Source organism: Agromyces atrinae (assembly GCF_013407835.1).
Classification (GTDB): Bacteria; Actinomycetota; Actinomycetes; order Actinomycetales; family Microbacteriaceae; genus Agromyces; species Agromyces atrinae.
The window spans coordinates 3,189,459-3,211,609 of sequence record NZ_JACCBI010000001.1; the positions used below are offsets into that span (position 1 = coordinate 3,189,459).

Below are 22,151 nucleotides of genomic sequence, written 5' to 3' on the forward strand. Positions count from 1 at the left end.
CGATTCAGTGTGCGACGTTCAGGTCTCGGCGACGGCGGTGTCCCGCTCGTGCGTCGAGCGCGGTGCGAAACGCATCCGCGTGGGCGGCGCCGGCGAGAGTCCACTCGCGTGCGCCGAGGTCGGGTGAGCCCGTCTCGGGCCGGGGAGCGGCGAGGGCCGCCGCGATGTCGTCGGCGCCGAGGTCGCCGTCGAAGAGGTGCACCCAGCCGGCGCCCACCTCGATCGCGAGACGCCGGTTGACGTCGTTCGCGGGCACGAGCACGGGCCGGTCGAGGGAGAGGGCGGCGAGCACCGTACCGGAGTTGTGCATGTGCCGGTACGGCAGCACGACGAGCTCGGCCTCGCCGATCGATCTCACGAGGTCGGGCTCGTCGAGGAAGGCGAGGTGCAGGGCGATCCTGTCGTCTCCCGCCGCGAGACCACGAAGGGTCGCGGCGAGCTCGGGCGTCGACGGCTTCCCGGAGACGTGCAGTGAGAGCGACGGATCGTCGAGGGAGCGGAACGCCTCGACGAGACCCTCGACACCCTTGTACCGCCGGATCAGACCGACGTAGGCGACGCGCCCCGCGACGCTCTCGCTCGTCGGGAAACGCTCGAACCAGTCGCGGTAGTGACCGTGCGGGATCGTCGCCGCGAGTTCGCCCGAGGGGAACTCGGTGAGGTCGTTGAGCCTGATGCGGAGGGTCGTCGCGCGGTCGAACCCGTCGAGCAGGAGTGCGTCGATGCGGCCGAGTCCGTCGGGTCGCTCGAGATTGTGCCAGGTGCGGATGACGGGGGTGCGCGTCATCCGGAGGCGGAGGAGGAAGGCTGCGGCGAAGAGCCGGCGGACCACACGGCCCGCGAGCCGATGCCCGCCGAAGATGATCTCGGGCCAGTGCACGTGGAAGACGTCGTAGTGACCGAACAGCGCGCGGCGGTAGCTGAAGAAGCGCACCTCGGCGCCGGGCTCGCTCTCGAGCGCCGCGATGAGCTGCACGAGGTAGGGGTTCGTCGTGGGTCGGATCTCGCGCAACGACTCGAGCACGACGATCGGCGCGGTCACACTCATCGCGCGACCTCGAGCTGCAGCACATCGGAGTACCACTCGTCGACGAGGCGGGTCAGCCGGCCCGCACCCCAGCGGTCGTGGGGCACGCCGCCGCGCTCGCCCGCGAGCCGCAACTGCTCGGCGAGGTTGCCGACGATGTCGCCGTCGATCGAGGCGACGAAGGCGTTCGGTTCGGCGAGCAGCGGCGGCCCGCCGAGGGGCAGGCAGACGACGGGGCAGCCGAGCGTGCTCGCCTCGGCGGCCGCCCACCCCGCCTGGTCGTGCATCGACGGGAAGAGCATCGCGTCGGCCTCGGCGAGGGCGCGCAGCACCTCGGCGCGCGGACGATGCCCGAGGAACCGGATGCGTGCGGTGACGCCGAGCTCGGCGGCGAGCGACTCGAGCAGTTCGCGTTGCGGGCCCGATCCGTAGATGTCGAGAGTCCACTCGGTGCTCGTCTCGCGGGCGATCGCCGAGATCGCGAGCGGCACGCCCTTGAGTGGGATGAGGCGACCGACGTACACGGCTCGCTTGGTCGGCGTCGGCCCCGTCGAACGGGGCTCGGGTTCGGGCATCGCCGCGAGGTCGAGCGCCGCGTTCGGCTCGACGATCACGCGCTCGGCACGCCGGAATCGATCGGCGACGTCCTGGTTCTGCGCGATGACGAGGCTCGCGCGACGAGCCGCGGGGTCGCCGAAGATACGCCGGGGAACGCGCGTGACGAGGTCGCGGATGAGTTCGTAGACGAGGCCCCGCGTGCCGAGCCAGCGGCGCAGCTTCCAGTACGGCATCTTCGTCGCCCCGCCGATCGGGCCCCACACGAACGGCACGTCCGGCAGTCGGCTGAGGCCGCACGGCATCCAGTCGTTGGCGAACGTCACGTGGTGGACGAGGTCGAAGTGCAGTTCGGCATGCAGTCGCGTGACGGTGCGGAGGAGCTTCCGCTGCCACAGGGCGTAGTACCAGTAGAGATCCCACGAGTGCTTCCACCACGCACGCACGCGGTCGGAGAGATCGATATGGATGACGGTGAGATGCGACGCGAGTTCGGGGTCGGCCGCGAGGGCGGCCGTCACGGCGGGCTCGAAGCGTCGTCGTGTCACCACCCAGACGTCGTCGTGCTCGGCCGCGGCCGTCGCGAAAGCCCAACCGGCGCTCGCTTCAGGTTCCTCGACGGGTCCGCAGGCGTAGGCACTGAGGAAGACACGTCGACGGCGGTTCGGGGCGCGGTCGTTCGGGGTCGTCGGTATGGCGGGCATTCGGGTATGTCCGTTCATCGGGTTCGCCACGGTTAGGGAGCCGTGACGTTCGGTGAGAGTGTAGTCTCCCCCCGAGCCCCCCGTCGACTGCCCCGTACGGGTGGCCTCACCCGGTGCCCGACGGAGGACGACGAATGAGTGTGGTGACCGTGGCCGTGGCCACCTTCCGCCGGCCCGAACGCCTCCACGCGCTCATCCCTCGACTGTTCGCCCAGTTCGAGACCGCCGTGGCCTGGCGCCCCGACCTGACCCTCGGCCTCGTGATCATCGACAACGACCCCGACGAGAGCGCACGCGAGACCGTCGCCAAGCACGTCGATGATCGTGTGCGCTACACGACCGAAGCCGCGCCGGGCGTGACGGCGGTGCGGAACCGGGCGCTCGACGAGTCGGCCGGCTCCGACCTGCTCGTCTTCATCGACGATGACGAGAGCCCCGAGGAGCGCTGGCTCGTCGCCCTCATCGAGACGCGCGAACGGTTCACCGCGACCGCCGTCGCCGGCCCCGTCGTCGCGGCGCCCGACGGGCCGGTCGACCCGTGGGTCGTCGCGAGCGAGTCGCACCTGCGCACGCATCGAGCGGGGCTCGTCACGGGCGACGCCGTCGACCGGGCGGCGACGAACAACCTGCTGCTCGACCGCGCATGGGTCGAGCGGCATGCGCTGCGTTTCGACGAGCGATTCGGCCTGACGGGCGGCGAGGACTCGCTCTTCACCCGGCGACTCGTGAAGCTCGGCGGGCGCATCGTGTGGTGCACCGAGGCCGTCGTGCACGACCACATCCCCGCCGATCGCATGAGCCGTTCGTACAACCTCCGCCGCGTGTTCTCGCTCTCGAACGCGGGTGCGCGCGTCGATCTGGCGCTCGCCGATTCATTCGGCGAGCGTCTCGTCGTGCGAGCCCGCCTCGCGCTCAGCGGCCTCGCGCGCATCGTCATCGGCGTCGCGCGGGCGACGCGCGGACGGCTCCGCGGTTCCCTCCGCGACCGCGCCTTCGGCGAACGCTTCGCGATGCGCGGCCGCGGAGAGCTCGCGGCCGTCGTCGGCTACGCGGCGTCGCCGTACCGGCGCGGGTGAGCTCCGGCCTCTAGCCGCGCGGGGCGAGGAGGGCGTTCATCCGTCCGACGAGCTCGCGTCGGTAGCGTTCCGGTGAGAGTCGCGTCGCGGCATCCTCGGCCGAGCGCTCGGCGGCGTCCCGCATCGCGGGCCACTCGTCGGCGATGCGCCTCACGGCCGCCGCGATCGCGGCGGCGTCGTCGGCCGGCACCGTGACGGCCGAGTCGAAGCCCGCGGCCGCCTCGCGCAGACCGCTCGTGTCGCTCACGATGACGGGCCGGCGAGCGAGCACTCCCTCGACGGCCGTGTTGCCGAACGGCTCGTCGCTGCGCGAGGGGATGACGATGATGTCGGCCGCGTCGAGGAATGGCCACACGTCGGAGTGGAATCCCGTGAGGGCGACCGTGTCGCGCAGGCCGTGGGCGGCGATCGTCTCGCGCAGGTCGTCCTCGAACCACTCGTAGCCGCTGAACACGGCGCCGATGAGGTCTGCGCGGACGGGCAGACCGTCGCCGCGCAACGCGATGACCGCGTCGACGACGAGGTCGGGGCCCTTGCGGGGTGACAACCGGCCGAGATAGGCGAGGCGGATGTCGCCCGTGAGGCTCTCTCGCGCGGCCGACGGTGCCGCGGGGCCGGCGACGCCGTTGTAGACCACGACGCTCCGCTCGCCGAGGTCGGGGTCGACGCTCGCGATGACACCGCGACTGAACTCGCTGTTGACGACGACCGCGTGTGCGGCGCGGTGCGGCAGGTAGAGCAAGCGCAGCACCGTCGCCGACGCGCTCGATTCGGCCTCGTGCACGTGGCTCATGACCCGGGTGCGCCGCAGTCGGGCGATGACGGGCCAGAGGGGGATCGTGACGGTGCTGACGTAGATCGCATCGGGGCGGAACCTGCTGATCGCGCGCCACGCGTGCACCGCGCCGAGCACGCTCTGGCCGATGAGCGCGGGGATGCCGCGGAGGCTCACGAGGCTCTTCCTGAGCACCAGGGTCGGCGCGATCTCGACGCGTGCGCCGGCATCGCGCAGGGCCACGACGAGAGGGCCGTCCGCGGGGAGGACGACCGTCACGTCCATGTCGTCGGCGACGAAGCCGGCGACGCTCTCGAGTAGCACCCGATCGGAACCGTAGAGCTCGGCACCCGGGTGCACCGCGAGAATGCGAGGCTTCCGGGCCCGGCGGAATCGTGCAGCCACGTCGCTCACGCCCCCGTCCGCCTCCGGTCGGCTCTGCCGACGCTCGGCCTATACTACTGACCACGTCGACGGGTGGTTCGGAGAACGATGAGCGAGCGACTGGCAGTGATCGTCGTCAACTACGCGTCGTCGGGCCTGCTCGCGACGAACCTCGCGCAGACGGCCGCTGAGCTGCCGGACGCCGCGATCGTCGTCGTCGACAACTTCTCGACCGACGACGAGCGTCGGCGCGCCGTCGCCGTGTGCGCCGAGCACGCCTGGACCCTCCTCACGCCCGACGCGAACCTCGGCTTCGGCGGCGGAGTGAACCTCGGCGTCCGCCAAGCGCTCGCCGCAGGCGCGACCGCCGTGCTGCTTCTGAACCCCGATGCGACGATCGATGCGGCATCCGTCGCCCTGCTCGAAGCCGAGATCGACGACGGTCGGCTCGTCGCGGCGGCCCCGCGCATCGTCGACTCCGACGGCGCGGTCTGGTTCGCGGGCGCCGACCTCTATCTCGACGATGGCACGACCCGCGGGCGATCTCGGCGTGACCTCCACCCCGACGCCCCTCGGCGCGAGTGGCTCACGGGTGCGTGTGTGCTCGTGACGGATGTCGCGTGGGAGGCGTCGGGAGGATTCGACGAGGAGTACTTCCTGTACTGGGAGGACGTCGACTTCTCGTTCAGGATCGTCGATGCGGGAGGCCGTCTGGCCCTCGTCGAGGCGGCGACGGCGATCCATGACGAAGGCGGCACGCAGCGCGCCGATGCTGCACCGTCGCGCGCGAAGTCGAGCGGTTATTACTACTACAACATCCGCAATCGCATGCTCTTCGCGACGCGGCACCTCGACGCCGATGGCGTGCGTCGGTGGCGGCGCGGCATCGTCGCTCAGGCCCGAGCGGTGCTGCTGCGCGGCGGCCGCCGCCAGTTCCTGTCGCCGTGGGCGCCGCTGTCGGCCGGATGGCGCGGTGTGCGCGACGCGCGACGGATCGCGGCGACGGCGCGGAGGTAATTCTCCGATTCACGGGGGATGGCGAGGAATCCTCCCCTACGATCCAAGAAAGCACGCGGGTGCCCGAACCCCCGCGGCCCGGTTCGAAGAGGCGGAATCGACATGGACGAACAGACTCCCGCACCCGCGACCCCTGCGTCGCGGCGCACGACACTGCTCTGGGTGATCGGCGGCGTCGCCGTCATCCTCGTCGGCGCACTCGTCTGGTTCCTCGTCGCCTCGAACGGCGTAGCCGAGCCCGGCGCGGAGGCCGGCGAGACGACCACCGTGTCGGACGCGCCCACGCCGATCCCCGCGACGGCGACCCCGACGGCCGTGCCGCCGATGGAGACGCCCTCCGTCGACGAGTTCGGGCGCGCCACGGCGGTGCCCGTGCCGTTCGAGGAGCCCATGCCGATCGAGAACGGGATCACGATCGCCGTCACCGGTCTCGAATCCGTCGAGGGTGAGGCCCAGATCCCCGGTGAGGTCAGCGGTCCGGCGATCCGTGTCACGGTCGACCTGCGGAACGACTCGGCCGAGACGATCTCGCTCCGTCAGACGATCGTGAACCTGTACTACGGCGATTCGCTCACGGCGGGCAACCCGATCCTGCAGCCCGGAGGCGCGCCGCTGCCCGAGGAGGTCGCCGCCGGAGCGAGCGCGACGGGCGTCTACGTCTTCAGCGTTCCGGCTGATGATCGCGAGCGGGTGCGCGTCGAGATCGACGTCGACATCGACCAGACGATCGTGCTCTTCGAGGGCCCCGTCGTCGGCTGATCGGTCGGCTCGCCGAGCGGGTTCACTTTTTGCCCCCACATTGGGGGTCTGTGCTTCTCGACGCCGACGGTATTGTTAGCGCGATAAGTTGCGGAAGCGGCGGTCACCCGAAAAGTCCGTCGTCACTCAGCGTTACCCGAGCGCGAGCATGCAACGTCAAGGGGCTTACCATGCCGTTCAACGACCGTTCCCGTCAGGCCGTCGGACTTCTCACCAGCAGCATCGTCGTGCTCGCAGGGCTTCTCGCTCTGCCCACCGCAGCCGCCGCCGAGGAGATCCCGACCGAAGCGCCTCTCGCCGCAGCGAGCTTCCCCGAAACGGTCAGCGCCGATGCGCTGCCGACGGTGCAGATCGACTCCGGCGTGGTGTGGACGCAGGCCATCGCGGGCAACGTCGTGTACGTCGGCGGTCAGTTCAGCAATGCCCGGCCCGCCGGAGCGGCGCCGGGCACCAACTTGGTGCCGCGATCGAACATCCTCGCGTACAACCTGACGACAGGCGAGCTCATCAACTCGTTCAACCCCGTCGTCAACAACCGAGTGAGCGACATGGCGGTCTCGCCCGACGGCACGAAGCTCTACGCGGTCGGCACATTCACCCAGGTCAACGGCGAGACACGCAACCGCATCGCTGTCTTCGACCTGCCGAGCGGTCAGCTCTCGTCGACGCTCATCCCCAACATCAACGGAGTGACCCAGTCGGTCGCCGCGACGAACTCTACGGTCTACGTCGGCGGCTACTTCAGCGCCGTCAACGGTACGTCGCGAGCGCGCATCGCCGCCATCAACGTCGCGAACAACCGCGTGCTGCCGTTCCGACCCCTCGTCGACAACGGCCAGGTGCAGTCGCTCACGGTGAACCCCGAGGGCACGAAGCTCGTGCTCTCGGGCAGCTTCACGTCGGTCGGCGGGGTCAGCGACCCCGGTTACGGCATGGCCCTCGTCGACGCGGTCTCGGGTGCATCCCTGCCCTTCCCCGCGAACAGCCAGGTGCGCAACGCCGGCCCGAGCGCCGGAATCCTGAGCGTCACGAGCGACGGCACGAACATCTACGGCACGGGCTGGCACTACGGAGCCGGCGGCAACATCGAGGGATCGTTCGCCGCACGATGGAGCGACGGCGGCCTCGTCTGGATCGAGGACTGCCACGGTGACACCTACGACATCGCCGCCGCCGGAAGCCTCGTCTACTCGGCGAGCCACAAGCACTACTGCGGCAACAGCGGCGGCTTCCCGCAGACCGACCCGTGGTCGTTCTACCACTCGACGGTCACGACGAAGACGCCCGAGGGTGTCAACAAGCCCGACATCTACGGCTACCCCGACCACCCCGGTGTGCCGAAGCCGCAGATCCTCAACTGGTTCCCGCAGACCGACGTCGGAACGTTCACCGGCAAGTCGCAGGCGGTCTGGACCGTCGCGGGCAACGACAAGTACGTGCTCTACGGCGGCGAGTTCCCGAAGGTGAACGGCGCCGTGCAGCAGGGTCTCGTCCGCTACGCGGTGCGCTCGATCGCACCCAACAAGCAGGGACCGCGACTGTCGGGCACCAACTGGAGCCCGAGCGTCACGTCGATCTCGGCCGGAGAGGTGCGCATCGGCTACCGCTCCAACTGGGACCGTGACGACCTGAGCCTCACGTACCGCATCTTCCGCGACAGCGAGGCGAGCACGCCGCTCGTCGTCGAGGACATCGCGACGCCGTTCTGGACCCCCGTTCAGAAGACGTTCAAGGACACGGGCCGCACGGCCGGCGCGACGCACCGCTACCGCGTGACGGCGACCGACCCCTACGGCAACGTGGCCAAGTCCGACTGGGTGACCGTCACGGTCTCCGACCAGGAGCTCAGCCCCTACGCCGAGAACGTCCTCGACGACGGCGCCGTCAACTACTGGCGCCTCGGAGAGCCGAGCGGCACGACCGCGGCCGACTGGGTCGGGAGCTCCGACCAGACGCTCGGCGCGGGAGTGACCCGCGGAGCCACCGGCGCGATCGGCGCCGACACCGACAAGGCGTCGACGTTCAACGGCACCGCGACCGGGACGGGCAGCACGAACGTCCAGGTCACCGGCCCGAACACGTTCTCGGTCGAGGCGTGGTTCCGCACGACGTCGAACCAGGGCGGCAAGATCGTCGGCTTCGGCAACCAGATGACCGGCAACTCCGGCTCGTACGACCGTCACATCTACATGGACAACTCCGGTCGACTGACGTACGGCATCTACGACAACCGCGTCTCGACCCTGCAGTCGGCACCCGGTTACAACGACGGCAACTGGCACCAGGTTGTCGGCACGCTGAGCCCCGAGGGCATGGTGTTCTACGTCGACGGCAAGCGGATCGACCAGCGCGCCGACGTCACCTTCGGTCAGGGCTACAGCGGCTACTGGAGGATCGGCGGCGACAACCTCGGCGGATGGCCGAACGGACCGTCGAACACGAACTTCAGCGGCACCATCGATGAGGTCTCGATCTACGGCACGGCTCTCACCCGAGCCCAGGTGCGCGAGCACTACACGGCGTCGGGTCGCACCCTCAGCGGCGCGGCCGAGCCGAGCGACGCCTACGGCAAGCTCATCTACAACGCCGACCCCGAGTTCTACTGGCGCTACGACGAGACGAGCGGCTCCACGGTCGCCGACTCGAGCATCACGGGGACGAGCGGTGGCGTGAACGGCTCGTTCGACCGCGGCGAAGCGTCCGCCCTCGACAACGGCACCGGTCACAGCATCCGGTTCACGAACGGCGGCGGCAACGTCTTCAGCAACACGTCGTTCACGAGCCCCGGCCGGTACTCGCTCGAGACGTGGTTCAAGACGTCGAGCACCCAGGGCGGCAAGATCATCGGATTCGGAGACCAGCAGGGCGGCACGTCGAACAACTACGACCGACACGTCTACATGCAGGATGACGGTCGCGTGGTCTTCGGCACCTGGACCGGTCAGACGAACACGATCACCTCGAGCGGCGCGTTCAACGACGGCCAGTGGCACCACGTCGTGGCCACGCAGGGCGCCGACGGCATGCACCTCTACCTCGACGGTGCGTCGATCGGCACCAACCCGCAGACGGGCGCCCAGCCCTACACCGGGTACTGGCGAGTCGGTGGAGACACCACGTGGGGTTCGTCCTCGCCGTTCCTCATCGGTTCCTACGACGAGACGGCCGTGTACTCGCGAGTGCTCACCGCGAGCGAGGCCGCAGCGCACCACTCGCTCGGAAGCACGGGAGCGCCCGTCAACACGGCGCCGACCGCGTCGTTCGAGTCGTCGGTGACCGATCTGACGGTCGGCTTCGACGCCGCGGGCTCGACCGACTCCGACGGCACGATCGCCTCCTACTCGTGGAACTTCGGTGACACGGCGACGGGCACGGGCCAGACGGTCTCGCACTCTTACTCGGCACCCGGAACGTACACGGTCACCCTCACGGTGACCGACGACGACGGCGCCACGGGTACGACGACCGGCACCGTGGTCGTCACCGCTCCGAACGTCGCTCCGACGGCCGTCATCCAGTCGTCGACCTCGGGCCTCACGGTCTCGGTCGACGGATCGGGGTCGACCGACTCCGACGGAACGGTCGCGTCGTACGCGTGGAGCTTCGGTGACGGGGCCACGGCCACCGGCCCGACGGCTTCCCACCCGTACGCCACGGGCGGCACCTACACGGTGACCCTCACGGTCACCGACGATGACGGGGCGGCGGCGTCGACGACGAAGTCGGTGACCGTCGCTCCCACTCCGAACGTCGCTCCGACGGCCGTCATCCAGTCGTCGACCTCGGGCCTCACGGTCTCGGTCGACGGATCGGGGTCGACCGACCCCGACGGAACGATCGCGTCGTACGCGTGGAACTTCGGTGACGGGGCCACGGCCACCGGCCCGACGGCTTCCCACCCGTACGCCTCGGCCGGCACCTACACGGTGACGCTCACGGTAACGGATAACGCCGGCGCGACGGCGACGACCACGAGTTCGGTGACGGTCTCGGTCGTCGCCCCGCCCGGGCCGACGGTGCTCGCGAAGGACACCTTCACTCGCGCACTCGCGAGCGGATGGGGCACCGCCGATCAGGGTGGAGCGTGGACGCTGCGCGGCGGCAACAGCCGCTTCTCGGTGGCCGACGGCGTGGGCCGAATGCAGATCCCCTCGAACGCCACGCTCTACGCCGACCTCAACGGCGTGACCGCGACCGACGTGCAGGTGACCGCCGAGTTCAGCGTCGACAAGATCGTCGACGGCACCTACGTCTCGGTCGTGCCGCGTCGAGTCGGAGCCGATCAGTACGTCGCGAGGCTCCGCGTCGCGGCCGACGGCACCGTGCGACTCCACATGCTCGTGAACTCGGCCACCGCCGTCGCACCCGCGATCGTCGTTCCGGGCCTCACGCTCGTGCCGGGTGAGAAGTACATCCTGAGCGCATCGGTGACCGGTACGTCGGCGACGACGATGCGGGCGAAGGTCTGGAAGGCGACCGACGCCGAGCCCGGCTGGCTCGCGACGGGCACCAACTCGGCCGCGGCCCTGCAGACGGCCGGCAGCCCGACCGTCTTCGGCTACCTGCCGTCGAGCGGCGCAGCCGCGGCCCCCGTCACCCTGTCGTTCGATGCGATCACCGTGACCGCGGCCCCGTAGGTGTATCTCCTCGGGCCGACATCAGACCGACTGGACGAGGGGGCAGGTTCCTCTCCCCGGGGACCCCTCCTCGTCCAGTTGTACGACGTCGTACGCACCGCTCACCTCGAGAGGATCGTCGACCGGCCCGGAACGGTCGTGCTCTACCGCTCGCGACGCTACGACTTCGACGAGTCGATCGCGGGGCGGGTCGACCTCCGCCGCGCGGGAGTCGTCGGTGCCTTCGTCTACGGGCTCCGGCATCGCATCGACGTCATCGAGATCAACGAGCCGTTCATCGCGCGGGCGGCGCCGCGTTCGCTCGCCGTCATCCTCGGCGCTCGTCTGCGGGCGGCCGTGACCCGTTCGCCCCGCGCCCGCGTCGTCACCTATGCGATCGCGAGCCTCGACCCGCGCGACCTGTTCGACGTGCTCCCCGCGCGCGCACGGTGGCGGGGGCGCCTCCACCAGCTGCTCGTTCCCGCGGTCTGGTCGTTCGTCGACCGGATCGCCTACGGCACGTCGCTCGCCCGCTCGCTCTACCGCGCGCGATTCGGCCGAAGCCGTGCGCAACCGACGGCGACCCTCGTGCCCGCGCTCCCCGTGCGTGCCGACGAACCCCTGCCCGCCGTCGCCGAACCGACCATCGTGTTCCTCGGCGACCTGTCGGAGCGCAAGGGCTTCGTCGACGTGCTCGACGCGTGGCCGATCGTCGCCCGGCACGTGCCCGAGGCGCGCCTCCGCATCATCGGCCGCGGTGTCGGTGAGGACGCGGCCTGCGACCTCGCAGCCGCCGACGACGCGGTCACGGTCGACATCGACCCGCCGCGCCCCGTGATCTTCGCCGCGCTCCGCGAGGCGAAGGTGCTGACCCTTCCCTCCCGGCGTCGCCCGCTCTGGCGTGAGCAGGTCGGCCTGCCGATCGTCGAGGGCCTCGCGCGCGGCTGCGAGATCGTGACGACACCCGAGACCGGTCTCGCCGAGTGGCTCGACCAGCATGGTCACGCCGTCGTCACCGAGGCGGAATCCCTGGCCGACGCCCTCGTCGGAGCGCTACGCTCGACGCGATCGCCCTCCGACATCGTGGCCGATCTCCCGCCGGTCGACGGTCGAGTGGCGGCCCACGACTGGCTCATGGATGACGCGATCAGGGCCGACGAGGGAGGGCGACGATGAACCTCACGAACCTCCGTCGGCACTTCTTCGACTATGCGCGCGGGGCGCTCCGCGGACACCCCGGAGTGCGCATCGGGCGCGACGTGAAGCTCACGGGTCCTGGCCACTACGACCTGCACCGCGGCGCGACGATCACGCGCGGCGTGCGCATGTGGGTCGGCCCCGGCGCCCGTCTCGTCATGAGCTACGGCTCGAAGATCGGCGACCGCTCGATCCTCAACGTCGAGACCGAGGTCATCATCGGCGTCGGCACCCGCATCTCGTGGGACGTGCAGATCCTCGACACTGACTTCCACTGGATCCGCGACGACCACGGCCGCATCCACGCGCACACGAAGCGCATCGTGCTCGAGGACCGCGTGCTCATCGGCACCGGCTCGCTCATCCTCAAGGGCGTCACGGTCGGCGAGGGCGCCGTCGTCGGAGCGGGTTCGGTCGTGCGCTCATCCGTGCCCGCCTCCACCATCGTCATCGGCAACCCGGCGCAGCACGTCGGAGACGTCGCGGAGTGGGGGAGCGCTCGCGGCCCGCTCCCCGAATCATGACCGAGACCCAGGCCGAGGAGACGACGGACGAGCGCCGCTCGAGACGTCGGAAGCGACCCGCCTCGAAGTGGGCGGGCGTCGGCAACGCCGCGTTCGCCAAGGTGCTCGTCATGGGCCTCACCGGCGTGCTCGGCATCCTCACGAGCCGGCTCATCATCACCGAGTTCGGTACCGACGCCTACGCGCAGTACGGCCTGCTCTCGAGCCTCTCCTCGCTTCTGCCGTTCGCCGACCTCGGTATCGCGGCGGTCGTCATCAACGCCGTCGCCCAGTCGAAGTCGGTGCGCACCGATCACGACATGATGCGCGCGATCACGAGTGCCTTCCGCGTGCTCATCATCTCGGGGTTCGTCATCGTCGCGGCGGCCGTCGTCGTGACGTTCGCCGGCTGGTGGCCGCTCATCCTCGGCGAGGGGCTCCTGCCGGGCGGCGAGTGGGCCGCGCTCGCGTGCCTCGCCGTATTCGGCATCGGCCTGCCGCTCACCGTCGGGCCCCGCATCCTCGTGGGCCTCGGGCGAACGGCCACCCAGATCTCGGTGCAGTCGATCATCGCGCCGTTCATCATGCTCGCCGTCGGCGCGTGCGTGCTGTTCGCCCTTCCCGCCGCCGAGTTCCTCGCGGTGTTCCCTTATATAGCGGCGGCTCTCGTCGCCGTCATCAGCCTCGTGATCGCCCGGCGCGCGATCTCGCCGCAGCTCGGCAACGCGGTGCGCGAGATCGCGCACCCGCGCCGCACTCCGGGCGTCAAGGTCTTCAACCTCGCCTGGCCGATGCTCGTGCAGATGCTCGCGCTCCCGATCGCCATGCAGACGTCGCGCATCCTCGTGAGCCATCTCGGCGGCATCGACGACCTCGCCGAGTACAACGTCGCGGCCCAGCTCTTCGGCATCGCGCTGCAGACGATCGCCGCGGCGGGCGTGGCCCTGTGGCCGATCTTCGCGCGCGCCCGGTCGGCGGGCGTCGTCGAGTCGCCGGCCAAGCCCGTGCTGTGGTTCCTGCTCGGCGGTCTCGCGATCGCCGGCGGCATCGCCGTGCCGTGCCCGTGGCTCGTCGAGTTCGTCTCCGACGGTCAGATCGAGGTCGACGGCATTCTCATCGCGTCGTTCGTCGTCTTCGTCGCCTTCCAGGCGGCGAAGTACCCGCTCGGCATGTACATGACCGACCTCGCGGGCCTCCGCTTCCAGGTCATCCCCACGATCGTCATGATCCCCGTCGCACTCGGACTCTCGTGGTGGCTCATCCCGCCGCTCGGCCCGGCCGGTTCGGTCATCGGCTCGGCCGCGGCCGTGCTGCTCTGTCAGATCGTGCCGAACATCTGGTACGTCTCGCGCGACATGGCCCGGCGCCGGAGCGCTGCCGGCGAGCAGACATCCGCCGACTGATCAGCGGGAGTCGACGCTCTTCGACCGGCTGAGCCACGCAGGCTGCACGTAGGCGTAGCGCAGCACGGGCGAGCGCTCGACGCGGTTCGCGATGACGAGCGAGAGCCACGCCGATCCGGCCGCGAGGAGCGGCGGCGCGAGGACCGCGACGAGCAGGTTCTCCTTCACCGGCTCGGCGAGGAAGTGGAGCAGCCAGCACACGATGAGGATGATCGACGTGTGCGTCAGATAGATGGGGAGCGTGCGCGAACCGATGCGGCGGAGGAACCGCACGGGGGAGAGCACCCGGCTGAGGCAGATGCCGGCGAGCAGCCCGAGGCAGCACGTCAGGAAGTAATAGCCCGGCACGCTCGTCGCGAGCCCGCCGAACGTGCCCGCGGCGGCGACCGCGGCCCACACCGCGCACGCGACGCCGAGCAGAGCCCATCGCGTGCTCGTCGCGTACGTCATGATGCGATCGCGCAGGTAGAGACCGACGAGGAAGAAGAAGGCGTACTTCGCGGCGCCGCCCCACCCGATACCGCCGAAGCCCTCGATCGACATCGCCACGATCGAGAGGATCGCGGCGAGCGAGAGCTGGATCCACGGCGGGACGCGACGGATGAGCTTCGCGCCGGCGAAGAAGAGGGCGAGGGCCCAGATGAACCACAGCTCGAACCGCGGTGAGACGGGCGCCGCGACGAGATAGACGAGCTGGTAGAGGTAGTTGCCCTCCTGCCCCTGGAGGTTCAGCCCGAGCATGAAGGTGAACGTCGCGATGACGCTCCACAGGGCGTAGACCCACACGTAGAGCGAGAGCTTCGTCGACCAGAGCTTCGGCCACGGCGCCGTGAGCCACTTCTGTGCGAACAGCCCCGCGAGCATGAAGAAGAGAGGAAGGCGGAGCGAGGCGATGAACGCACTCGCCGTCTGCCAGCCCGCGACGTCGAACCCCGCCTCGAGCAGCCAGTTGATGGAGTGGAAGAGCACGACGAGCAGGATCGCGGTGCCGCGGCCGGTGTCGACCCAGTCGAGGCGCGACGCTCGCCGCGCGGTCTCAGCCACGTCGCTCCTTCCACGGCACGGTCGTGAGTGAGGCCGCGTGGGAGTCATCCGTCTCGCTCGTCCGCCGCACGAGGAGCGGAACCAGGCCGAGCGCGAGGATGAGCGGGAGCAGTCGCGTGGCCGAGACGGCGGGGCTGAAGGCGAGGTCCCAGAGGAAGCGGATCGTCAGGTACGCATAGATGGCGGTGAGGGCATGGTCGCGCATGCGCACCCAGAACCCGCGGATGACGATGACGAGCGACATCAGTCCGAGGGCGAGACCCGCGAGGCCGAACCAGATCCAGAAGTCGCCGAGCATCGAGTGCACCTCGATGGCACCGCCGAAGAGATACCGCTCGACGTAGCCGTTGTTCGGGTCGTACCCAATGCTCGCCATGCCCATCTTCGCCGAGAGGATGTCGAGGAAGTTGGCGTTCGTGCCCGAGCCCATGCCGAAGGGGTACTCGCTGATGAGGGCCGTGCTCGCCGCGATCTCGGGCCTGCCGCCGAGCAGCACCGAGCCGCTCTGGTCGAGCTGCGCCTGGGTGCGCGCCTGCGTCGCCTCACCGAAGTAGCCCTCGAGGATCGCCGATTGCACGAGCAGGAAGACGGCGACGGCCGCCACGACGAGACTGAGCAGGCTGCCGATACCGCGCCGGCCCGGGATGACGGACTGGCTGACCCGCTGCCAGACGATGATGACCGCGGCGAGCAGGAGCATCGCGGAGTTCGATCGGGAGTCGTTGACGGCGCCGACCAGGGCGAGTGCCAGGAGGGCGGCGAGCTGCACCCAGAGCCGGCCCGACAGCGACGCGATCGTCAGCACGAGGGCGCCGATGGCGATCGAATAGGTGAAGCGCCAGGCGTTCTCCTGGTCGGACAGATTAAAAGGAATGCCGAGGACCATTCCGACCGAGAACGCGAGGCACATGCGCCCCACCCCGACAGCGCGTGCCGCCCAGACGAGCGCACCGGTCGAGGCGATGAGTCCGATGATCATGACGCTGCGCGAGAGCGTGTCGCTCTGGGTGCTCGCGTGGTTGATCGAGTGGATGCTCGTCAGCACGACTCCGCTCACGACGGCGGCCACGCCGATGAGCGAGAACACGACGGCCGAGCGAATCCGCACGAATGTCGGAAGCCACACGGGGATGAGGAGGATCGCGATGACCGTGCCGACCCGCAGGCCGTAGGGGAGGTCGATCCGCATGCCGATGACGGCGGCGGTCGCGAGGCCCACGATCGAGTGGGTCCGCAGTTCGATGCGACCGCTGAGGGTGCGCGGGTTCAGAAGGGCAGGCGCGGGCGCCGTGTTCTTCTGAACCCGCGCGGTACTCACCTCGGTGCGTTCGTCAGGGCGCCGAAGCTCTTCACTCCGGCGGCGACACCGGTCGCGCTCGCGACGGCCGCGGGCAGCGCAGCGCTCGTCGCGCCGGGTGCCGCGAGTCGGGAGCTCACGAGGTTGAGGGAAGAATCCACCACAGCAGCACCTTCCCACAGTTTCGACTTCTTGTCGTGCCCTGTTCCGGATCGGAACGTCTCGATCGTCTTGAAGCTCTTCGTGCCGGCGCTGCCGTTCGCCCAGCAGATGAAGTTGCTCGGGCTCGTGGAGCTCGCACGGTGGTAGACGTTGCTGTCGAGAGTGATGCCGAAGTCGTTGCCCGACCACGTGTTCGTCATGTCCTGGGACAGCACGGGGCAGCCGCCTCCGCCGTAGGAGAAGACGTTGTTCCGCACGTTCACGGAGCGCATGACCCACGGGATCTTCGACGTGAGTGATGCGTTCACCTGACGACGCTGATCCTGCAGGAACGAGATGGTGCGGGTGTTGCCCTGGAAGGTGTTGTTCCACACCTCGAGGTCGCCGGCGTCGTAGATCACGAGACCCGTGTTGCCGTTTCCGCTGATGCGGTTGTCGGCGATGACGCCCTTGTTGCTCGCCTCGAACTCGATGCCGTGCTCGCCGTTGTTGCGGACGACGTTGCGCGTGATCGTGACGTTGTACGCCGAGTCGTCGAACCAGAGGCCGCTCGTGAGGTTGTTCGCGAACACGTTGCCCGAGATCACCACGTCGTTCGACTTCGTGATCTTGACGCCGCCCGAGACGGGGGCGCGCTTGAAGCGCTCCGTGTTGTTGCCCGTGATGAGCGAGTTCGTGAGCTTCATGCCGGTCGCGACGTTCGCGCCGGCGCCCATCATGCCGTTGTCGGAGAGGGTCAGCTGACGGAAGTTGTGGCCCGCCGCCCAGGCGTAGAGACCGACGGTCGCATTCTGGGTGATGACGAGGTTCTCGAGGGTGATCTTCGGCACCTCGGCCGAGACCGCGCCCATCATATTGAGAGTGGTTGCGTAGCGCTTGACGCCGAATCCTCGGAGCGTCGACCCTTCGCCGTGCACCTGGATCGCCTTGGTGAGGACGCTCGCCTCGACCGTCTTGCCGCTCGGGTCGGAGCCGACGATGAGCCGGTCGCCCGCCTTGTCGACGAAGAAGGTGCCGGCCTTGACCGCTGCGGCCGAGCCGACCTGCTTGAGGGAGGAGCCGTTGATCCAGACCTGGTCGGGGTAGCCCGCGAGGGGGTAGGCGGGATCGATGAAGCGCGACGACTCGTCGAGGTTCTTGTTGAACGAGACGCGCTTGTCGAAGTCGTACGTCCACTTGCCGACGACCCACGTCGAGCCGCTCTTCGTCCATCCGGTCACGGGCTTCGAGCCGTCGAACCAGACGCTCTCGCGCGGATAGGCCTGGATCGTGAGGTTCTTGCCCTTGGGGATGTAGATCGACTCGCGGTACGTGCCGCCGCGCAGCACGATCGTCGATCCCGACTTCGCGGCGTCGATCGCCTTCTGGGCGCTGCCGTACGGCGACGCGGCCGTGCCGGCGCCCGACGTCGAGTTCTTCGCCGTCGCGTAGATCGCGCCGGAGGGGACGGAGTAGTTCGCCGATCCCACGGCGACGGAGCCGGCCGTGATCGCGGGCGCGTTCTGCAGCCCGGCCGCGGGCGCGGGAGCCGGAGCCGGAGCGGGCGCAGGAGCGGGAGCGGGTGCGGGAGCGGGCGTCGTCGGAGCAGGGGCGGGCGTCGATCCGCCGCCCGAGAGCACGGGGTCCTTCCAGACGCCGAGGTCGTCGACGCTCAGGCGCGTGGCCGCGGACTCGGCCGAGAGGTAGGTCGTGATGCCGGCGGCCCCGGCGGCGGTGATGCGCTTCGCGTCGGTGTCGGCGCGGTCGATCTGCCAGGGCGGTGCCGTGGCGGCGCTCTTCCATGCGCGGGCGAGGAGCTGCACCGACGCGTCGGCGCCGGCGGCGACGAACTCGACGGTGATCGGTTCGCCGGCACGCACGTCGCGGAGTGCCACGACGGTGTCGCCGATGTACGTCTCCTTGCTCGTCGAGCCGTCGTAGCGCGACAGGCTGAGGTTGAGCGAGGCGCTCTTCGTGAAGCGTGCGCGGGCCTGGTACGACGTTCCGCCGTTCGACCGCAGCGTCAGCGAGAAGGTCGCACCGTTGCCGGCGGCGGGCAGCGCGTCGAGCGTGACGTTCGCGCGGATGCGCGCGTCGCGGGTGCTGACGCCGGGGAGCGTCTGGGTTCCGAAGGCGCCCGGCACGAGGGCGACGCTTCCAACGCCGTCCTTGACCGAGAAGTCGGCGGCGCGGTTCGACGCGTAGTCGAGCCCGCTCGCCGCGGAGCCCCAGCCGGAGGCTACGGTGCGGCTGAAGGCATCGGTCACGACGGACGTGCCGTCGGTGGTCTGGGTCGCGGCCGTTGCGGGGGCCGAGAGGCCGACGCCGGTCAGAGTGAACGCTGCGATCGTGATCGCAGCGAGTGTGAGACGTGAGGCTCGGGGGCCTCGATGAGTGGGCTTCAGGGGTCTACTGTGCACAGGACGTCATCCTCGAGGTTTTCTCATGCCGCTGAGGCGCGCGTGTCTCAATGAGGAAAGCTCGGGGAGGGCGGGCGGCGATGCGACATATAAACACACCATGTCTCTGCATGCAATTTTTGTGACCCCCGAATGGGGTTCATCGGGGGGTCACGACGCCGTCTCGACGGATTCGGCGGTCGGGCTCTTCGCCGCTGATTTACTGTGCGCCGGCGGGGATGTCGGGGCGGGCGTCTCGCGGGGCGCCGCGCCCTTCCTGGGAGCTTCCTTCGACTTCGGCGCGTACTCGGCCACGTAGCCGTATCGGGCCCGCGTGCGGCGCGGCACGCAACTGATGACGACGCCGAGCATGCGGACGCCGGCGCTCTCGAGCTTCTCGAACAGGTGGGTGAGAGCGCGCGCCGTCGTCTTGTTGTAGCGTGCGACGACGAGTGCGCCGTCGGTGATGCGCCCGATCCACGCGGCATCCGTCACCGCGAGCAGCGGGGGTGAATCGATGATGATGACGTCGTACTCGGCTGACGCCTGCTCGATGAGATGCTGCATGGAATCGCTCGAGAGCAACTGGGTGGGGTTCGGCGGCACGGCGCCGCTCGTCAGCACATCGAGGCGGTCGTGGGCCCAGCGCTGAACGGCGACATCGAGGTCGTACTGACCGATGAGCACGCCCGTCAGGCCGACCGCGTCGTCGAGCTGGGTGAGCGTCGCGATCGTCGGACGCCGCAGGTCGGCGTCGATGAGCAGAACCCGTTGGGATGACTCGGCGAGGGTCAGCGCGAGGCTCGCGGCGATCGAGCTCTTGGCCTCGCCCGGCGATGCGGAGGTGACGACGAACGAGCGGAGGCCTCCGTCGACCGTGAGGAATGTGAGATTCGCCGCGAGGGTTCGGAGCGACTCGGCCTCGAGCCCCTGCGGGTCGATGAGCACCCGCGCCGGAAGCGTCGAGTCGCGCTTCGCGAGAACGACCTCGCCGACGACGGGGTCGTCGGTCAGGTGGGCGATCTCGCGCGGGTCGGTGATCGGCTGCGAGACGAGACCGCGGATGATCGCGTAGACGAGCCCGAGCACGAGGCCGACCGCGGCGCCGAGCGCGACCATGAGGCGCGTGTTCGGGGCGATCGGGAACGACGGGAGCGAGGCCGACTGGATCGTCGTGAGTCGCACGGTCGGCGTGCCGTCGGGGCTCGTGGGGGAGACCTCGGAGACCGCGAGGGAGAGGTGTGTGGTCACGGAGCGGGCGATGCGCTGAGCGCCTTCGGCCGTGCCGTCGACGACGCTCAGATCGATGACCGTCGTGTTGAGGGGCGAGCCCGCTGTGATCTGCCCCGCGAGGCGTGCCGTGCTCATGTCGAGATCGAGGTCGTCGATCACCTGATCGAGCACGAGCTCGGAGTCGGCGAGGAGCACGTACGACGACACGAGGTTCTCGATGTAGGCCGTTCCCTGCACGAGTTCGGCGGCGCTTCCGCCGTTCTCGCTCGTGAGGAGCACGCTGCTCGTCGAGCGGTACACGTCGGGGGTCGCCGCGGCCATCGCGTAGCCACCGGCGGCGCCGAGCGCGGCGAGGAGCACGATCATGAGCCACCGTCGACTCACGGACTTCAGATACTCGTTCAGTGACACGTGTGTTCCCCCCGGATACTCGCCGCGACAGCGCGGGCGAACGGTAGGCTCAGAGCCATTGAAGTGAGTCTACGACTGTAGGGATCGACCGCGTGGTGGAAGAACTCGGCACTCTCCTCGTGGTCTGTCATGCGAACATCTGCCGTTCGCCACTCATCGAACATCTTCTGCGACGCGAGCTCGCCGGCGCGGGCGTCGCCGGAGGCATCCGTGTCGAGAGCGCCGGCACGCACGCGATCGTCGGAGCCGAACTGTGTGTGGTCTGCGCACGGGCGATCGAAGACGACGACGCCCTCGCCGCGTCGGACGGCGGCGACGCGCACCGCGCCCGGCAGCTCGATGTCGAGATGCTCGACCGAGCCGACCTCGTGATCGTCGCGTCGGGCGCCGAACGGGCGGCTGCCGCCCGGATCTCCCCGGCGTCGCGCGATCGCACGTTCACCCTGCTCGAGGCCGCGGCGCTCGCCGAGGTCATGGCCGATCGCGACGGCGATCACGCGCTCGCTCCCGGCGCGACGGGGGCTGCGCTCCGGAGCCTCGCCGAAGGGCTGGCCGCCCAGCGCGGCCTCGCGACTCCCGTCGCGGCCCCGCAGCCGCCGCGCGGGCGATGGGCGCGGCTCTTCTCGCGCGAGACTGAGCCGCCGGCGACCTTCGACCTCGATGACGTGCACATGCTGGGCGTCGACGGACACCAGCCCATGATCGAGACGGCACGCGGTGCCGTCGCTCGCTTCGCGGACTTCGCGCTCACCCGGTGATCCGCACGCGGAACGGCGGCCGGCCGCGACCGGCGCGTCGCCTCCGGCCCTCACTGAGTGGGCAGGGGTGTGTCGAGGCGCTTCATTGCGCGGAACCAGCTCGCGGACGCGAGGAGGAGGTGGCCGAGGCTCGCGACGAAGAGCAGCGCGTAGACGAGCGTGAAGGCCGAGGTGAATCCGAGCAGCACGAACGACAGGCAGAGCACGCCGAAGTCGGTCGGCAGCACGATGAGCGAACGCAGCGTCGAGGCGGAGCGCACGGGTGTGGGTGACGCGCCGTGGCGGAGCGCGTGGGTCGTCTTCAGCTGATCGTTGAGGATCATCGCGAAGAAGCTCACCGTGTTCACGATCGTGAAGCCGAGCGGCACGAGCAGCCACGGCGAGTCGACGCCGAGGGTGCGCACCGCCCAGAACAGCACCGCGAGGTGGAGGCTGACGATCTTCAGGCAGTCGACGACGTGATCGAGCCACTCGCCGGCGGCTGAACCGCCGCCGAGAAGTCGCGCGACCTGGCCGTCGGCGGAATCGAACGCGTAACCGATCGCGAGGAGCAGCCACACGGCGATGCCCGTGGCGACCCCCGACGGCACGAACGCGAGCACGGCGATCCCACTGAACGTGAAGAGCGCGCTGATCGCCGTCACCCCGTTCGGGCGGAGGCCGGCGAGGTATGCCGCTGCGGCTATATAGCGACCCGCCCGACGATTCACGTAGACCGAGTAGGCCGGCGAGCCGGGCGCCGCCTTCTTCTGGGCCGACGCGAGACGCGCGACGACATCGCGGTACCGTTCGCGTTCGCGGTGCTGCTGGTCGATCGCTATCGACGATGTCGTCATGGTTCTCTTCTCCCCG

Annotated in this window: 16 protein-coding genes; 8 read left to right on the forward strand and 8 right to left on the reverse strand. The window is 69.5% G+C overall.

What is annotated here, in order from left to right:
• Positions 1 to 4: 4 nt before the first annotated feature.
• Both BJ972_RS17435 and BJ972_RS17440 read right to left on the reverse strand, forming a co-directional pair.
• The gene (locus tag BJ972_RS17435) at positions 5 to 1,048 is read right to left on the reverse strand and encodes a glycosyltransferase (protein WP_241830901.1); all 1,044 of its coding nucleotides are present in this window, start codon (positions 1,046 to 1,048) and stop codon (positions 5 to 7) included.
• Positions 1,045 to 2,286, reverse strand: coding sequence for a glycosyltransferase family 4 protein (locus tag BJ972_RS17440; RefSeq protein ID WP_241830902.1), 1,242 nt, complete (start codon positions 2,284 to 2,286; stop codon positions 1,045 to 1,047). The genes BJ972_RS17435 and BJ972_RS17440 overlap by 4 nt, the downstream gene beginning before the upstream one ends.
• Positions 2,287 to 2,435: 149 nt before the next feature.
• Between BJ972_RS17440 and BJ972_RS14725 the strand changes: the two genes are divergently transcribed.
• The gene (locus tag BJ972_RS14725) at positions 2,436 to 3,362 is read left to right on the forward strand and encodes a glycosyltransferase family 2 protein (protein WP_206736552.1); all 927 of its coding nucleotides are present in this window, start codon (positions 2,436 to 2,438) and stop codon (positions 3,360 to 3,362) included.
• 10 nt (positions 3,363 to 3,372) lie between these two features.
• Here the strand turns inward: BJ972_RS14725 and BJ972_RS14730 are convergent, their stop codons facing one another.
• Complete coding sequence (locus tag BJ972_RS14730; RefSeq protein ID WP_241830903.1) at positions 3,373 to 4,551, reverse strand: glycosyltransferase; 1,179 nt, start codon at positions 4,549 to 4,551, stop codon at positions 3,373 to 3,375.
• 78 nt (positions 4,552 to 4,629) lie between these two features.
• Here BJ972_RS14730 and BJ972_RS14735 point away from each other — a divergent pair, with 78 nt between their 5' ends.
• From BJ972_RS14735 to BJ972_RS14760, 6 genes are all read left to right on the forward strand, one after another.
• Positions 4,630 to 5,538 (forward strand): glycosyltransferase, encoded by a 909-nt coding sequence (locus tag BJ972_RS14735; protein WP_129177044.1) that lies wholly within the window; start codon positions 4,630 to 4,632, stop codon positions 5,536 to 5,538.
• A 102-nt stretch (positions 5,539 to 5,640) separates the two neighbouring features.
• A complete protein-coding gene (locus tag BJ972_RS14740) occupies positions 5,641 to 6,297 on the forward strand; it encodes a DUF4352 domain-containing protein (protein ID WP_129177046.1) in 657 nt (218 codons plus the stop codon).
• A gap of 170 nt (positions 6,298 to 6,467) precedes the next feature.
• A complete protein-coding gene (locus tag BJ972_RS17810; RefSeq protein ID WP_129177048.1) occupies positions 6,468 to 10,934 on the forward strand; it encodes a PKD domain-containing protein in 4,467 nt (1,488 codons plus the stop codon).
• A 78-nt stretch (positions 10,935 to 11,012) separates the two neighbouring features.
• On the forward strand, positions 11,013 to 12,089 hold the full coding sequence (locus BJ972_RS14750; protein WP_164989993.1) for a glycosyltransferase family 4 protein: 1,077 nt from the start codon (positions 11,013 to 11,015) through the stop codon (positions 12,087 to 12,089).
• A complete protein-coding gene (locus BJ972_RS14755) occupies positions 12,086 to 12,634 on the forward strand; it encodes an acyltransferase (protein ID WP_129177053.1) in 549 nt (182 codons plus the stop codon). Before BJ972_RS14750 ends, BJ972_RS14755 begins: the two co-directional genes overlap by 4 nt.
• Entirely contained in the window at positions 12,631 to 14,016 is a 1,386-nt protein-coding gene (locus BJ972_RS14760) for an oligosaccharide flippase family protein (RefSeq protein ID WP_129177055.1), read from the forward strand. The genes BJ972_RS14755 and BJ972_RS14760 overlap by 4 nt, the downstream gene beginning before the upstream one ends.
• Here the strand turns inward: BJ972_RS14760 and BJ972_RS14765 are convergent, their stop codons facing one another.
• The 4 genes from BJ972_RS14765 to BJ972_RS14780 all read right to left on the reverse strand — a co-directional run bounded on the left by BJ972_RS14765 (position 14,017) and on the right by BJ972_RS14780 (position 20,541).
• Positions 14,017 to 15,060, reverse strand: coding sequence for an acyltransferase family protein (locus tag BJ972_RS14765; protein ID WP_164989994.1), 1,044 nt, complete (start codon positions 15,058 to 15,060; stop codon positions 14,017 to 14,019). It lies immediately after the preceding gene.
• A complete protein-coding gene (locus BJ972_RS14770) occupies positions 15,053 to 16,378 on the reverse strand; it encodes an O-antigen ligase family protein (RefSeq protein ID WP_129177059.1) in 1,326 nt (441 codons plus the stop codon). The genes BJ972_RS14765 and BJ972_RS14770 overlap by 8 nt, the downstream gene beginning before the upstream one ends.
• Positions 16,375 to 18,918: a right-handed parallel beta-helix repeat-containing protein gene (locus tag BJ972_RS17750; protein WP_129177061.1), complete on the reverse strand. Its 2,544-nt coding sequence runs from the start codon at positions 18,916 to 18,918 to the stop codon at positions 16,375 to 16,377. Before BJ972_RS17750 ends, BJ972_RS14770 begins: the two co-directional genes overlap by 4 nt.
• A gap of 150 nt (positions 18,919 to 19,068) precedes the next feature.
• Complete coding sequence (locus tag BJ972_RS14780; RefSeq protein ID WP_129177063.1) at positions 19,069 to 20,541, reverse strand: tyrosine-protein kinase domain-containing protein; 1,473 nt, start codon at positions 20,539 to 20,541, stop codon at positions 19,069 to 19,071.
• A 92-nt stretch (positions 20,542 to 20,633) separates the two neighbouring features.
• Here BJ972_RS14780 and BJ972_RS14785 point away from each other — a divergent pair, with 92 nt between their 5' ends.
• Complete coding sequence (locus BJ972_RS14785; protein ID WP_164989995.1) at positions 20,634 to 21,299, forward strand: arsenate reductase/protein-tyrosine-phosphatase family protein; 666 nt, start codon at positions 20,634 to 20,636, stop codon at positions 21,297 to 21,299.
• 50 nt (positions 21,300 to 21,349) lie between these two features.
• Here BJ972_RS14785 and BJ972_RS14790 read toward each other — a convergent pair whose 3' ends face one another.
• A complete protein-coding gene (locus tag BJ972_RS14790) occupies positions 21,350 to 22,135 on the reverse strand; it encodes a CDP-alcohol phosphatidyltransferase family protein (RefSeq protein WP_129177067.1) in 786 nt (261 codons plus the stop codon).
• Between the last annotated feature and the right edge of the window lie 16 nt (positions 22,136 to 22,151).

Excerpts from the sequence above, each read along its gene's own strand:
- BJ972_RS17435 (WP_241830901.1), bottom strand. The coding sequence starts at position 1,048 with ATGAGTGTGACCGCGCCGATCGTCGTGCTCGAGTCGTTGCGCGAGATC.
- BJ972_RS17440 (WP_241830902.1), bottom strand. The coding sequence starts at position 2,286 with ATGCCCGCCATACCGACGACCCCGAACGACCGCGCCCCGAACCGCCGT.
- BJ972_RS14735 (WP_129177044.1), top strand. The coding sequence starts at position 4,630 with ATGAGCGAGCGACTGGCAGTGATCGTCGTCAACTACGCGTCGTCGGGC.
- BJ972_RS14740 (WP_129177046.1), top strand. The coding sequence starts at position 5,641 with ATGGACGAACAGACTCCCGCACCCGCGACCCCTGCGTCGCGGCGCACG.
- BJ972_RS17810 (WP_129177048.1), top strand. The coding sequence starts at position 6,468 with ATGCCGTTCAACGACCGTTCCCGTCAGGCCGTCGGACTTCTCACCAGC.
- BJ972_RS14755 (WP_129177053.1), top strand. The coding sequence starts at position 12,086 with ATGAACCTCACGAACCTCCGTCGGCACTTCTTCGACTATGCGCGCGGG.
- BJ972_RS14760 (WP_129177055.1), top strand. The coding sequence starts at position 12,631 with ATGACCGAGACCCAGGCCGAGGAGACGACGGACGAGCGCCGCTCGAGA.
- BJ972_RS14790 (WP_129177067.1), bottom strand. The coding sequence starts at position 22,135 with ATGACGACATCGTCGATAGCGATCGACCAGCAGCACCGCGAACGCGAA.